Below are 13,947 nucleotides of genomic sequence, written 5' to 3' on the forward strand. Positions count from 1 at the left end.
CCCTGTTGATTCTATTATGCGATAAATTCAGAGGAGGCTCGGACTATGGCTATTATTATGAAATCCAAAGAAGCAGCTGAGCAAGTGTATGCAACGATCCGTTCCCAAGTAGAGCAAATGAAACAGCAAGGACACCGTCCCCATCTGGCAACCCTGTTGGTAGAAGGTGATCCGGCATCTGCATACTATGCACGGACCAAGCAAAAAATAGCAGAGAAGCTGGGCATCTCATTTCATCTCCATACTTTTAATCGTCATGTAAGCGAAGCCGAGCTTCTGCACCTGATCGGCACCCTAAATGATGCATCCCATGTACATGGCATTATGCTGGAACTCCCGCTTCCTCAACATCTTTCCGCCTCCGTTATTAAACAATCCATCGCCCCCTACAAGGATATTGATGGAATTACACCTGATAACAAGCTGGCTACCGTTACTGGTGACGCAGGGTTGTACCCCGCTACACCTCAAGCCTGTATTGAACTGTTGAAGCATTACGGGCACTCCTTGGCAGGCAAAAATGTCACGCTCGTGGGCATTGGGCAGACGGTGGGACTTCCCCTTTTCCACATGCTGCAAAGAGAAAATGCCACCGTCACCGCCTGTCATGCAGGTACACGTGATATTGCAGAGCATCTGAACCATGCAGACATTGCCTTCGTCGCAGTTGGATGCCCTGATGTGATTACGCAGGATATGGTGCATCCAGGTTTGATTCTCGTGGATGCAGGAATTAATGAGACGCTGGAGGGAAAAATCGTGGGTGACGCTGCTCCGGACGTTGTAGAAAAGGTACATGCCATTTCTCCCGTTCCCGGCGGTGTGGGTACCTTAACGACTGCCATTTTGTACAAAAACTTGCTCAAAGCGATACGTCTGCAACATTACTCCAGAGAGGTGGTTTATTCATGACTGAACTGTCGTGGAATCAGTCCATCGCACATTTTCTGAAAGAAGCTGCAAGTGCAGCGCCTACCCCCGGCGGAGGAAGTGTATCCGCGCTGGCTGCGGCACTAGGCGCAGCTATGACCTCCATGACCGCCAACCTTTCACAAGGAGAAAAATTCGCGCAATTCCGTGAACAAATGACGCAAGTCATTAGCAGCATGGAGAGATTGTCTACACATTGTGAGGAACTGATGGCCGCAGACATCCAATCCTTTGAACAGTACATGACCGCGTTGCGTTTGCCCAAAGAAACAGACGAAGAAAAGCGCTATCGTACCCATTCCTTACAAACAGCGGTGATTGCTGCCATTGAGGTCCCTATGCGCCTGCTGGAAGTATGCCGAGACGGACTATCACAAGCCTACAACATTGTGGAAATATCCAATAAAAATGTGATCTCTGATCTGGGCATCGGCGCGATTTTGTTTGAAGCAGCCGCTCAATCGGCCTTGCTTACCATTGATATTAACCTTGCCTCGCTCAAGGACTTGGATGTCAAACAATCCTACGAAGCCAAAACAGCCGTACTCCTCCGTGAAATCGGACAAATTAAAGAGCAAACCTTATTGACTGTGCGCAGTCGAATTGCTAATTAATCAGCTTATAACTGTGCGCAAGTTGTAATAACCAAAATATTCTGCCTATTTGGTGATTACAAATAACCTCCAAACCCATCTTTAATCGTTGGGTTTGGAGGTTATTTTATTGCTCCAAAAAAAGATACTATCTTTATTTTTGGTTGATGCTCGCAATTTCCTTAAAGCTCTCATCACTTGTCAGAGGGCATGACAATTCGTTACAACGTCGGATCTTGTCATCTTTAAATTCAAAAATAGCAATCAACTCCACCTGTCCCTTCATTCCATTTTTCTTCGTAATATCTACGATATAGCGTAAAGTGACACTTTGCAGCTCATCATCATACAAAAAATCATTAAATGGTGAAATGGTGATGTTGTCGATCAGGCTTTTTAACGTGGTAATATGCTGAGTAAATTCCTCCAAATTTGTGGTGACTCCATCTGTAACTTGAATATATTCAGGTACAAAATAATCAGGAATCTTCTCTACCTTTAAACCCACGACTATGTCATTATACATACAAGTTAGAAATGCTTTTGCCTCTGCTCTGTTCATTCTGTTCTCTCCACATCTTTATAGTAGTCGGGACCATGCATGCAGAAATCGGATGACTACGTCTAATTCATCTTCCGAAAAAGCATCAAATAATTGCTCGTATTGTTCCTTTAATTGCCGGTGCATCCGATCATGTACAGCAGCTAACTGCCTGCCTTCATCCGTTACGTTATAATATAATTCCTTATGATTATCCGACTTTTTTGACGTCAGTAACAAATGGTGTTCTATAAGAATATTCACGGCTTTGGTGACCGCTGGCTTGGATATATTCAGTTCAGCAGCCAATGATGTGTTATTCATACTTCCCTGACTGTTGCTAACCAGAGAGAGAATATGAAGCTGGGTAATCGTCCATCTCCGCTTCTCCCTCACCACTTCTTCTGTTAGAGTCTCTAGTAAAGCTTGACGTCTCTGTGCACTTTTTTCTCTTTCCAGTATAAAATGTTGGATAGCCTCAAATGTCCGTTCGTGTTTGGATTGACTCATAAATCCTCCATGTTTTTTATTAACCGGTTAATAAAAATAGTTTACCGGTTAACAATATAATTGTCAAATTTCATCTCATGATTCCTTGGTACAACCTTTGTATCTGCTCAACAAATCAACAAAAAAAGCACCTCACCGCGGTTGTTATCCGTGTAGTGAAGTGCTTATTCCAGGTGAATCTCACACCTATTTTTTAGCTTTATTCTCTTTCTCTCTTTCAACCAGCATATCCACAACCATATCAATCTGTCCGGTAATAGCGATCGGATCGTAGCGATAGTACGTATCAAAATCATTAAAGAACACTTTATTATTCTTCACCGCAGGCAGATTCCCCCACACAGCGGACGATTTCAGTTGCTTAAGCGCGGTTCCCTTTTTGTCTGGATCATACGTAGTCAGGAACATGTAATCTGCGTCATACTGCGGCAGTACCTCCATTGAAAGCTGTATGGTTTGTTCCTTGGAATTAGCTGTCTTCTTCGGCATGTTCAGTTTGAGCGCATTGTATACAGCTTGTCCGCCTCGTCCCGCATTGTCGCCAAAGATCCAAAGTGCATTTTTGTCTGTCAGCTCATACAAACCGAAAGTTGCCTTTTCGTCAATAACACCTTTCAGACGAGCACGGCCTTCAGCAGCCTTTTTATCAAATGCAGCAATAAATTGCTCAGCCTTCTCCTTTTCCCCAGTGATATCGCCGAACAGCTTGACCGTATCATAGATATTAGTCGTCGTACCATACGGAATGTACAGGGTAGGTGCGATTTTAGACAAAGCCTCATAATTGGTATCCTTCATAACCACGATTAGATCGGGTTTGAGTTCCAGCGTCTTTTCCAAATTGGTCGGATCACCCACCTCTTTGGTTCCTTTTTCCTTTAGCAAATCGGTCAAAAAAGGATTTTGAAACGCAGTCGGCTCTACACCCACCACGTTAGCACCCACGGACAGCAGCTCTCCGCCGTAAAAATCCGTTACAATACGCTGCGGCTTAGCGGGAATTTGAATATCCCCTTTAACCGTTTTAAAGCTTCTTGTCTCTCCAGTAGAAGCCGACTCTTGCTTATCTCCTGAAGTTGAAGCGGGATTATTTCCAGTGTTATTTCCGCCGCATGCGCTGATAAATACAGCCAATACAAGCATCAAAGTAGCCAGCATAAAAATCGATTTGTTCCTCAACCTATTAGCCCCCTATGTAATATGGAATAGCCTTATCTCAACATGATAATGATTATCAATATCGTAAGAAATATATCAAGCGCCATCCTTACTGTCAACTAAAAAGCGAACTTTGTATTATTTCACTACTAAAATAAAAAGACCTGCCAAAATATTGGCCAGGTCTTTTCGTGAAGCCGTCTCAAAAACCTACACATTGGGGCTAGGTTGCTGGAGGCTGCTTGCTGGTGATCGCTGTTTTGTTTTATATTCTTCTCCCCAATCCTTCATCAAGTTAATAATCGGGATCAGTGTTTCTCCAAATTCGGTGAGAGAGTATTCGACCTTAGGCGGAACCTGTTGGTAGACTTCACGGTGAACGACACCATCCTCTTCCAGCTCGCGCAATTGAAGTGTCAGCATACGCTGGGTAATTCCCGGACAGATCCGCCGAAAATCACTAAATCGCTTAGTCCCATACATGAGATGGTATAAAATAATCCCTTTCCACTTGCCCCCAATCACATCCAACGTGTACTCAACAGGACACGCCTGATCATTTCCAGCGGTACACTCACCAAAGCCGCCTTTCCGATTGCGCATTGGCCCTTCTCCTCCTTGGTATCATTTTATATACTACAGCACATTAATGTGCGTACTTCCAAAACGATTATATATATTCTAATATTAGTCATGCACTTGATAAGCGTCAATTTCAATCACATCCATAAGGAGTGGAATCACGATGGAAACCCTAACAACCACTAAAGATCAAATTTTAGCTGCATACAAGTTCAGACATGCTACAAAGGAATTTGATAGTCATAAGAAAATTAGCGATTCCGATTTTGAGTTTATTCTTGAAACCGGTCGTTTATCCCCAAGCTCGTTTGGCTTTGAACCCTGGAAATTTGTTGTCGTCCAAAGTAAAGAGATGCGTGAGAAACTGCTACCCTATTCTTGGGGGGCCACAAAACAGCTACCAACAGCAAGCCATTTCGTACTTATTCTCTCCAGATTGCCTAAAGATATGGTAGCTTCATCCGATTATATCAAGAATATGATGGAAAACGTGCAGCAATTACCTGCTGAAGTGATGCAAGGCAAAGAGAAGGTATATGATGCCTTCCTAAAATCAGATTTTGCGCTTGAGGAAAATGAAAGAGCTATGTTCGAGTGGGCATGCCGACAAACCTATATCGCTCTGGGCAATATGATGACTGCCGCAGCTCAAATCGGCATTGATTCCTGCCCGATCGAGGGTTTTAATAAACAAGAAATTGAACGCATCCTTTCCGAAGAAGGCATTATGGATGCCGAGCATTTCGGTATTTCTTGCATGGTGGCTTTTGGCTACCGCCTGAACGAGCCGCGCGACAAAACTCGTCGACCTGTAGATCAGATTGTGGAGTGGGTGTAAAACGCGGAATATCCTTCTTTAAAGCAAAGGGCGCTCCACAGCCATTTCCATGGCTATGGGGCGCCCTCTTTTCATAAAACTCAGGTCCTACAAGTTTTATCACTTCATACGCTTACTGATAGTTCACTTCTTCCACGAAATAGATGTCCTTCAAACGAGCTTTCACGCGCTGAATTTCATCTGCTGTTAAAGGAGCCGTTGGACTTAGCTTGAAGTTCCTTCCGGTGACATAGCTTACGTCCGTGTGACCATCCAGGTTGTAATCCATCCTCGGAACCGGTTTTTGGGTATAATCGGTAAAGTCAATAATAGACCATTCCGCATCTCCATCCTCTTTGGATAAAATAACCCGCTGTGAGGCATTTTCAGTCCACAAATAGCGCAGATTTGCTGGTGAATTATTGGAATCCATAGCCGTCTTAATACCTGAGCCTCTAAACATGAGCGTAAACTCGGTATGATCATTATTGGATCCTGCTACCGATTCATAAACCTGTTTCAGCCCGTCCACACCCACAATCTCGACCTTGCGATCAAGCGGGAAATGATTCACAAAGTTCTCCCATATTGGACCCATGTTATGGGTGTTGGCAAGTGCGTTAATGTCCAAAATAATGGACAAGTAGTTTACCGTATTTATACGTTGATAAGGGTTATCCAAATATTGCTGTACTATATACAGTTGTGGTGCCGCATCCGTCTCCGTCACATAGGGGTCACCCGGATGAAGAGTCCAGCGTGAGGAATCTTTGGTATAGCGTGATCCAATCGGATCAATCGTAACCGAGTTCATGAATACGGTACCGCTATTATCAGTAATTCCTTGTGCGGGAACAATCGGATTGTCTTTATTAGACCAGTAAGGCATCAAAGGTGAGCCCTCACCATACATGCCGTTGACATTATATTGTGTAGCCGACCATCCCATCGCGGATGTAATTCGATAGTGATCTTTTAACCATTGAGTCTGTTCAGGATTCACCGTGAAGCTGGTCAATGATTTCGGCAGATACTTCCGATATTGGTCTGTATCCATGCTTTCAAACACGGATGGTGATCCCATCGAACCAGATTGGTGTAGCTCATTGAATGCATTGTAACGGTACATGTACAGCCACTCATCCATCTTTACTTCCCAAACAGGAAACTTCTGCTGGTTCGGATACCCGGCCAGTATCCCGACTTCATCTCCATACTGATCGACGTAATCCAGAACCTGTTTAAGCTGCGGTCGGTTCGATTCCACAAAAACAAATCCGTTTTCCATCGCCCACGTCACTTTGATGTTGGGACCAAAGTGATCCATCAGCAATTGACGAGATTGCTTGATTTGGTCTACGGTAGTCACGCTTCCCTGCAGCATGATGGAGACAGCAAAATATTGCTTCTTGCGTTCTCCGGGTTCTACCGTTAATTCCGCATCAGATGTGAAGAGAATCCCTTGGGATGGTGACTCAACCGTGAGCTTTAATGGAATAACCGAGTTTACTACCGGAATCAAATGCAGATTGGCAATCTTTCCATCCTCGTCAAATATTCCTCTGGAATCCTCTACCCGAAGTATCAAGTCGGACGGTAGCATTTCAGGAGCTATAACCTCTCCTTTAGCATTATGAAATACGTAGGACATTTTCCAAGCAGCGGGATCTAAAGCAGCAGCCTCTGAAATAGTATACGTAGACAAGTATACGGACCTGATTACGTTCGGTGGCTCTGCCGGCGGAGTCTTCCCTTTCACGATCAGCTTGGTCTGAGCTGTAAGGACCTGATAAGGTTTGGCAATAGTGAACTTCATCTCTACAGGAATGAAGCTGTCCGCAGCCGGAATATTTTCAGGATGTGCGATTTTCCCTTGTATATCAAACACGCCTAACTCATCACTAAATGTGTACGTAACACTTGTGACGCTGGTAGCAGGAATGCTTACTGGACGCCCTTCATGGTAGAGCTGAAAGGATAGCTGATACGAAGGGTACGTTTCCGGCTGATTTACCAGCTCCTCCGCCTTGATTACGACTTTATCTACCAGAAAATCCGAAGAATGATCCGATGGATCTACTGGAATTACTGGTGGTTTGGGATTAGGTACCGGTGGTGTGACTGGCGAGTCCGGTCTCGGCTTCGGTGGTATCACCGGCGGTTCCGGCTTCGGTTTCGGTGGTGTCACTGGCGGTTCCGGTTTCGGCTCTATTGGTGTCACCGGGGAGACTGGTGAATCAGGTCTTGGGCGATGCCTTTTAGGCTCCTCAATTTCCGAATTCACAGGTTGTTGCCTAATTTCCGGTGTCAAATCGACCGCAATCTTCTGCGATTCTTGTTGGCTGGTCGCCTGAGGCATCGTTGCAGCTCCATTTCCTAATGACTCCAGCAAACGTTTGGCACGTTCTCTCAGACCGTCACCGCCTAGCCATATCCGATAAGCAACCAGCGTGGCATCCTGCCGTCTCACAGACTCTTTAGGATGGAAATAGTGATTCGTATCCCCCTCGATCAGCTCCAACCGTTCCATTAGCCATACACTCGTTTGTGCATAGTCTGATATATCTGATTGATCCACAAAACTGGATATTCCAGCAGATCGGGTATCATCAGTAACACCAAAATACCGGGCATACCAAACGGCCATATCCTGACGGGTCATATTGTGCTTGGCACCAAATAATTGATCGCTAATCCCTTTGGTAATGCTCTCTTCCTGCAAGGCCTGTACATAAGGTAAGGCCCATGGTGACACATCCCGAAAAGAAGTTACGCCTCTGTTATTCGATGTTCGCTTTAAGGTTTTAGCAAAAATGCTTGCCCATTCCTGACGCGAGATAAAATGTAAAGGTCGAAAGCTCCCATCCTGATAACCTGTAACATAACCTTGAGCAGCCATGGCCTCAATCGCATCAGCTGCATAGGAATGTTCGATATCGTTAAAGGCTCTGTTCGCAAAAACAGGCGCACTATGTATACAGAACAACCAGACAGCCAGTAAACCAGCCATGAAATGCCTAATTTGTTTCAACCTTTTTTCACAGTTCATTATTTGAGATCATTACACCTCCTTTACGAGATGGCACTGGGCCACTTTCACCTGTACCTTCATATCAACTTTGAAAATAAATCTCTTTTGTTTTCAAACGATTTTTCATTACTGTTAACACCAAACTGTATATACTTGGTTTATCGGAATAATCTCCCTAGGATTGAATAAAGCCATCAAAAAAAGTGGTTTGAGCAATCTGCTGTCCTGCTCATTCAGCATGTTTTTTTAAGCCGTCATTCCCTATCACTAAACAATGGTTTTCATTGGTAATTAAATATTTATCACCTTTGGGTTATCATTTTATTCATGTATACAAACAAAAAAAGAGATGACACCTGTATCCGCATTCGTCTGAATACAAAATGTTATCTCATTTTTTGTGTAAGATGCACTTATTAAATTCTGTCTTCTCTTTCTAATCCTTTTTCAACTCAGAGCCCTTATAAATATAAAAGTAGCCCTTTAAAGATCCGTTTTGTGGATAAGCAGCAGGATCTTTGTCTTTTATTTGAGCTACCCACTCTCGGTTTATAAGCGTAGAGGGGCCTTCCTCAACTAGTGCTTCAGCAGACATTCCAGTGACTGGTTTTGCTGCGCTGGACCAGAATGTAACTAAGTATACATCGTCAGCATTAAAATGATAGCGTTCTTCACTTGGAGTTCCCTCATAAAACAGCTCAGCCAACGAAGCTGCCTCAGATCCTCTCATAAAAATTCGAATCTCATCGTTTCCGTTCCATGTATGAGGAATTCCGTCTTTTGGATTAACGTAGTCTACAGTTTCTGGCTCCTTGTCGGTATTAAAATCAACAACTGCATATTTATAAACCTCATCCGTTACACTCTTGGTTGCAAATTCAGTTGTTTTCTCTGTTCGGTAGCCACTGAACTTTCCATACACATTCGGGGTTTTGCTAATCGCAGCAAAGGCCTTTTCCTGATCCATAAATCCAGCTCTACCAGCTACCGGTGTCAGCCTGTAGGTCTTGATTTCAGTCCCCTTGTACTGATCCCAAGAGTATTCGTAATAATATTTTGCATAAGATATTCCACTGTTCCACCCTACGGATACCAGCATGATAATACCTATCATGAATACTACTGGCCATTTTTTCAACATCATACCCACAACCTCTTTTCTTCAAGTACAATCAAATCATCATTAGAATTATAGCTTTTCAATAATTCTACTAACAGTTAAATATTAGAAGGAATTGTGGATAAATTATGTCTTTTCTATTTTTCTGTCTTCTGCGGATCAGTTGCTGCTTTGAGACGTTTTTCCATTTCCGTAGACACCATAATGTTCAACAACCCCATGAGATTATTGGTCTCGTTTCTTGCTTTTTGATAGGCGGCAGCAAAGGCCTTTTCATTCGCCGCAGGGTTTTTAATATCACTCAGTTTCTTCCACTCTGGTTTAACTTGTTGATCATACATATTGTACAAACTAATGTCTGTGGGCGTCTGTGCAACAGGTATCATAGACTCAAATTTCGAAGCAACCTTAAAGAAGCCCAGCGTATTTTGGACTGATGGAGTAGAGTAATCATGCGTCTTCATCGCTTCTTCTAAAATAAGAAGTCCCTCGCGTGACAGGTAGAGCATTTTGATGAGCCCTCTTTCTGTATTAGAAGTTTCCTCCCATTTCTTGTAGGTCTCTCCCGGAGCAACTCCCTCTGTAAAATAAGTATAAGCCTCATGAATAAACTCATCCGTATTCGGGTGAATTGGCTTTTCTGTATATAAATTGACAACAGAGTCGCTGTAATTTGCGATGTTGATATGTTTTCCGGTTGGATCGGAAACCCGCCGAATGGGATGGTTTGGCACCCGTACCAGCCCATAACGATCCGCAAAGGAAAGGAGCTGCTCTTGTGTTGTATTTAGTCCTATTTGGCCTGCTTGCTGGTCTGGTTTCGTTGCTTCTTTAGCCATGTCTGCATACGTTTTTGTGTTGGTCTCAGCTTTTGCCGCTTTGTCCACTGTACTGCTCGCAGTAGCTTCCACATTTGCTTGTCCCGCAACATCACGATCCACTTTGGGCGTCTGTGTAGCTGTGGCAACTGTAGACGTAGTCGTTCCAGTCGTAGCCTCACCTTCATTTTGTTTCTTGGAGTCACCGCATGCTGCCAGCATAGCAGATAAACTCATGACAGCAGTCATCAAAATAATATACTTCTTTACCTTCATCTGATGTTTTCCTCATTTCTTGGTGTATCATTCTGCCATCCATACCTACCATAGACTAAGCTTCACATGTATCCTCGCAGGCCAATGGTATCTTCAATAATATGGAATTCATCTTATCAGAAATAAAAATGAGGGAATACTGGACCATCCTCCTGATTAAGCTCAGTTTGTTTTATAGTAATACGTTGTTTTCTGAACTAAAGACGTGATTATCACGCTGAAAATGGGCAAATTTCCTGTTGACTTTTAGAATACGGCAATCCTCGGTACTACTCCTGCACGCTTATAATTTCTAACCCGAATACGAAAAACGAAGCTCATGACCTAGGAACTTCACACACATCCGAATGGTCCTTGTTTTATCTTGCAACATTCCGCCTACTCCTTTTTTTCTATTTATTTGAAGTCCCACGGTCTGACCTTTAGAATAGATAATACACTTGGCGTTATTTAAGGAAGGGGGCACTTATCTATGTTCAAGAAAATGGATATCTACCGAATTCTCACTTTAATATTTGCCGTAGTTGCTTTGATCTCGTCCTTTTTATCACTCACATACCCAGACACCTACGGAGACTTATACAAAGTCTCACAATTTTTCCTAGGGTTTATGTTTCTATTTTCTGGAATCACGGAGTTTAAGGCTCAACGTAAGGTTATAGCAATAATCAACTTCTCCGTTTCTCTTCTCACTTTTTTGGTATCTATATTTGCACTTGTAGCGCCAACAGGTTAACCACACACTTTTTCACCTCACTTACAGCCTTTTCATTGCTCTATTCCTCTTCATATAAAAAGAAAAGCCGAGCGCAACTCAGGTAATCTGAATTACGCTCGGCAAATACTACATCTTGAGCAGCCTATTCGTTTTTTTCTAACTCTTCAATTCTCTGCCGCTTTCCTATACCAAAGATAAAATATCCAACAACGACGATCGCCATGAATGTTGCCCCGACAATCAACGATAAGCGTGTGTCCGGGTTAAACCACATTCCAACAATTACGAGCAACAGAAAAATAATCGTAATGTAATTACTGATCGGGAAAAAACGAGACTTAAAGTTATGACCTTCCATTTCGTTTTTCCACTTTTTCCGGAATTTAAATTGACTGATGGCTAATGCAAACCACGGTACCATACCTGGGAGAACGCTGGCGCTGTAAATATACAGAAATAGTTTGGAATCAGGCATTAAGTAGTTAAATAACACCCCTACCAGCAGCAAGGAAATGGTCGTTATTATACTATTTCTAGGGACGCCGCTTGCCGAAACTTTCCCAAAGAACTTAGGAGCTTGTCCATTCTTAGCCAATGTATATAACATTCTGCCCGCACTATAAATACCACTGTTGCAACCTGACATCGCAGCTGTGAGTACAACAAAGTTAATGATACCCGCAGCAGCCACAATTCCTACCTTGGCAAAAGTCAGAACAAACGGGCTGCCAATCTCGCCAATTTGGTTCCAAGGATAAATCGTAACAATGACAAAGATTGCCCCTACGTAAAAAATCAGAATACGCCAGATGATGTTTTTAATGGCTTTTCGCAGGGTCATTTTAGGATTTTCTGCTTCACCCGCTGTAATGCCCACCATCTCAATCCCCTGGTAAGCCGCCGTTACAATACAGAGTGCAAATAGGAATCCTTTTAGCCCTCCTGCAAAAAAACCACCATGGCTGACTAGATTGGATAGACCTATCGGCTGTCCGCCGTTACCGAGGCCAAAAAAGATAATCCCCGTACCAACCACTAACATGAAGATAATAGCGATAATCTTAATCATCGCAAACCAGAATTCAAATTCTCCATAAAATTTCACAGCCGCCAAATTGGCCAGCGCAATAATAATTACACCTACCAAAGCCGGCAACCATTGCGGGATATCCGGGAACCAGTAGCCCACATATACCCCAATCGCAGTGACCTCCGCCATCCCTACAGTAACCCATAAGAACCAATAGCTCCAAGCGGTCAAGAAACCGGCCAAAGGGCTGATGTATTTATGAGCAAAGGTAGCAAATGAGCCCGTCACCGGTTCAAGAATCAGCATTTCCCCCATGATCCGCATGACAAAAAACATAATAATCCCAGCTAAGAGATAAGCCAACAGCACCGAAGGACCTGCCCATTTTATCGTACTTGCCGATCCCATAAACAAGCCGACGCCAATCGTGCCTCCAAGCGCAATCAACTCAACGTGCCGTGGCTTCAGCCCTCTTGTTAATTGTTTCGATTCCAAAAGAACGCTCCCCTTCGTATATGTTCGTCATCAAATGCTAATGATCCGGAAAACTGCCCCCAAACATTATTAATTTTCAGACTGACGTGGTTGACCGAACGACTACACAGTAGTTCCACGATTCGTAAATATACAAAGTCAACCACGTCCTATTTGCCGTCCAAACCTTACTGTTTCTAAGACCGAGTCCGTAGCATTAGATGCATTGTATGACAAAAAACGTCTAAATACAACTGCTAATTAGCAGACATTTTTAGACATGAAATGGAAAGGAAGGAGATTCATTTTTCTGAACATTGGTCAATTCAATGTAATGCATTAGAGCGTTAAACATGCGTATTTTTTCAATGATAAATATCACGATATTAAGCTTATTTAAAACCTGTATCCCTACAGTGCAAAACATGAACTCCGAATGAAAGAGCAACATTTCAAACATTACCTTGTGCTATAACTATGCATGAATTCCAAACAAGGAGATGAAGACATGAGTAAGTTAAAAGGTCAAATCGCTTTAGTAACTGGTGCAAGTCGAGGAATCGGTCGTGGCATTGCATTACGTCTGGCTCGGGAGGGGGCCATTGTCGCAGTGCATTACGGAAGAAGGCATAAAGAAGCAGATGAGGTGGTTCATCAAATTGAGCAACTTGGAGGGGCTGCATTTACGATCAGTGCTGACTTCAGTGCCCTGAACGGCGTTTATGATTTATATGCGAAATTGGATAAAGCGCTTCGGGAACGTACAGGCGATAATCGGTTTAATATTCTCGTCAATAACGCTGGAATGGGTCAAATTGTCCCCCTAGAAGAGACAACAGAAGAATCTTTTGACGAAGTCATGAACATGAATGTCAAAGCACCTCTTTTTGTTACCCAGCAAGCTTTGCCGCGTCTAAAAAATGGAGGCCGCATTATCAATCTCTCATCGTTTGTTACACGCGTGGCCTCCCCTAGTGTTTTCGCATATAGCATGTCAAAGGGGGCAATCGACACACTGACACGCGTTTTGGCTCATCAACTTGGGAGCCGTCATATTACAGTCAACGCCATCCAACCTGGCATTATCAATACAGAGATGAATAGCGGAACATTACAAGATCCCAACGGGCAGAAATTTGCCGCCGGCCTATCAACTTTTAAACGCTGGGGCGAGCCTGAGGATGTTGCAGATATAGCTGCCTTTCTTGCCTCATCGGATAGCCGTTGGATCACTGGTCAATTGATTGATGCAAGTGGTGGATCTCATCTGTAAATGAACAGGTTCAAAATAAAAATAAATGCGTTGGTGAGAGAAAGTCGTTCTTCTCCACCAACGCATGAAATAGATT

Annotated in this window: 12 protein-coding genes; 4 read left to right on the plus strand and 8 right to left on the minus strand. The window is 43.3% G+C overall.

Annotated elements, in window-relative coordinates:
• Positions 1–45: 45 nt before the first annotated feature.
• Positions 46–912 (plus strand): bifunctional 5,10-methylenetetrahydrofolate dehydrogenase/5,10-methenyltetrahydrofolate cyclohydrolase, encoded by an 867-nt coding sequence (locus tag C0638_RS03310; RefSeq protein WP_013369551.1) that lies wholly within the window; start codon positions 46–48, stop codon positions 910–912.
• Positions 909–1,544 carry a cyclodeaminase/cyclohydrolase family protein gene (locus tag C0638_RS03315; RefSeq protein ID WP_058710718.1) on the plus strand — a complete coding sequence of 212 codons (636 nt, stop codon included), beginning with the start codon at positions 909–911 and terminating at the stop codon, positions 1,542–1,544. The genes C0638_RS03310 and C0638_RS03315 overlap by 4 nt, the downstream gene beginning before the upstream one ends.
• A gap of 133 nt (positions 1,545–1,677) precedes the next feature.
• Here the strand turns inward: C0638_RS03315 and C0638_RS03320 are convergent, their stop codons facing one another.
• The 4 genes from C0638_RS03320 to C0638_RS03335 all read right to left on the minus strand — a co-directional run bounded on the left by C0638_RS03320 (position 1,678) and on the right by C0638_RS03335 (position 4,335).
• Positions 1,678–2,085: a nuclear transport factor 2 family protein gene (locus tag C0638_RS03320; protein WP_058710719.1), complete on the minus strand. Its 408-nt coding sequence runs from the start codon at positions 2,083–2,085 to the stop codon at positions 1,678–1,680.
• 18 nt (positions 2,086–2,103) lie between these two features.
• Positions 2,104–2,574 (minus strand): MarR family transcriptional regulator, encoded by a 471-nt coding sequence (locus C0638_RS03325; protein WP_058710720.1) that lies wholly within the window; start codon positions 2,572–2,574, stop codon positions 2,104–2,106.
• A 186-nt stretch (positions 2,575–2,760) separates the two neighbouring features.
• Positions 2,761–3,753, minus strand: coding sequence for an ABC transporter substrate-binding protein (locus tag C0638_RS03330; protein WP_013369547.1), 993 nt, complete (start codon positions 3,751–3,753; stop codon positions 2,761–2,763).
• Positions 3,754–3,942: 189 nt separating this feature from the next.
• On the minus strand, positions 3,943–4,335 hold the full coding sequence (locus C0638_RS03335; protein WP_013369546.1) for a winged helix-turn-helix transcriptional regulator: 393 nt from the start codon (positions 4,333–4,335) through the stop codon (positions 3,943–3,945).
• Positions 4,336–4,477: 142 nt separating this feature from the next.
• Here C0638_RS03335 and C0638_RS03340 point away from each other — a divergent pair, with 142 nt between their 5' ends.
• Positions 4,478–5,152 (plus strand): NAD(P)H-dependent oxidoreductase, encoded by a 675-nt coding sequence (locus C0638_RS03340; protein WP_013369545.1) that lies wholly within the window; start codon positions 4,478–4,480, stop codon positions 5,150–5,152.
• 112 nt (positions 5,153–5,264) lie between these two features.
• Here C0638_RS03340 and C0638_RS03345 read toward each other — a convergent pair whose 3' ends face one another.
• From C0638_RS03345 to C0638_RS03365, 4 genes are all read right to left on the minus strand, one after another.
• Positions 5,265–8,180: an S-layer homology domain-containing protein gene (locus C0638_RS03345; protein WP_058710721.1), complete on the minus strand. Its 2,916-nt coding sequence runs from the start codon at positions 8,178–8,180 to the stop codon at positions 5,265–5,267.
• A 418-nt stretch (positions 8,181–8,598) separates the two neighbouring features.
• Positions 8,599–9,306 carry a hypothetical protein gene (locus C0638_RS03350; protein WP_058710722.1) on the minus strand — a complete coding sequence of 236 codons (708 nt, stop codon included), beginning with the start codon at positions 9,304–9,306 and terminating at the stop codon, positions 8,599–8,601.
• 113 nt (positions 9,307–9,419) lie between these two features.
• Positions 9,420–10,376, minus strand: coding sequence for a hypothetical protein (locus tag C0638_RS03355; protein WP_058710723.1), 957 nt, complete (start codon positions 10,374–10,376; stop codon positions 9,420–9,422).
• A gap of 860 nt (positions 10,377–11,236) precedes the next feature.
• Positions 11,237–12,619, minus strand: coding sequence for an amino acid permease (locus C0638_RS03365; protein ID WP_058710725.1), 1,383 nt, complete (start codon positions 12,617–12,619; stop codon positions 11,237–11,239).
• A 487-nt stretch (positions 12,620–13,106) separates the two neighbouring features.
• Between C0638_RS03365 and C0638_RS03370 the strand changes: the two genes are divergently transcribed.
• Positions 13,107–13,871, plus strand: a complete 765-nt coding sequence (locus C0638_RS03370; RefSeq protein ID WP_058710726.1) for an SDR family oxidoreductase — start codon at positions 13,107–13,109, stop codon at positions 13,869–13,871.
• Positions 13,872–13,947: the final 76 nt, after the last annotated feature.

Source organism: Paenibacillus sp. lzh-N1 (assembly GCF_002872435.1).
Classification (GTDB): Bacteria; Bacillota; Bacilli; order Paenibacillales; family Paenibacillaceae; genus Paenibacillus; species Paenibacillus polymyxa_C.

What these genes read in the sequence shown, in the direction of transcription:
- C0638_RS03310 (WP_013369551.1), top strand. Translation starts at nt 46, where the DNA reads ATGGCTATTATTATGAAATCCAAAGAAGCAGCTGAGCAAGTGTATGCA.
- C0638_RS03315 (WP_058710718.1), top strand. Translation starts at nt 909, where the DNA reads ATGACTGAACTGTCGTGGAATCAGTCCATCGCACATTTTCTGAAAGAA.
- C0638_RS03320 (WP_058710719.1), bottom strand. Translation starts at nt 2,085, where the DNA reads ATGAACAGAGCAGAGGCAAAAGCATTTCTAACTTGTATGTATAATGAC.
- C0638_RS03325 (WP_058710720.1), bottom strand. Translation starts at nt 2,574, where the DNA reads ATGAGTCAATCCAAACACGAACGGACATTTGAGGCTATCCAACATTTT.
- C0638_RS03335 (WP_013369546.1), bottom strand. Translation starts at nt 4,335, where the DNA reads ATGCGCAATCGGAAAGGCGGCTTTGGTGAGTGTACCGCTGGAAATGAT.
- C0638_RS03340 (WP_013369545.1), top strand. Translation starts at nt 4,478, where the DNA reads ATGGAAACCCTAACAACCACTAAAGATCAAATTTTAGCTGCATACAAG.
- C0638_RS03345 (WP_058710721.1), bottom strand. Translation starts at nt 8,180, where the DNA reads ATGAACTGTGAAAAAAGGTTGAAACAAATTAGGCATTTCATGGCTGGT.
- C0638_RS03350 (WP_058710722.1), bottom strand. Translation starts at nt 9,306, where the DNA reads ATGATGTTGAAAAAATGGCCAGTAGTATTCATGATAGGTATTATCATG.
- C0638_RS03355 (WP_058710723.1), bottom strand. Translation starts at nt 10,376, where the DNA reads ATGAAGGTAAAGAAGTATATTATTTTGATGACTGCTGTCATGAGTTTA.
- C0638_RS03370 (WP_058710726.1), top strand. Translation starts at nt 13,107, where the DNA reads ATGAGTAAGTTAAAAGGTCAAATCGCTTTAGTAACTGGTGCAAGTCGA.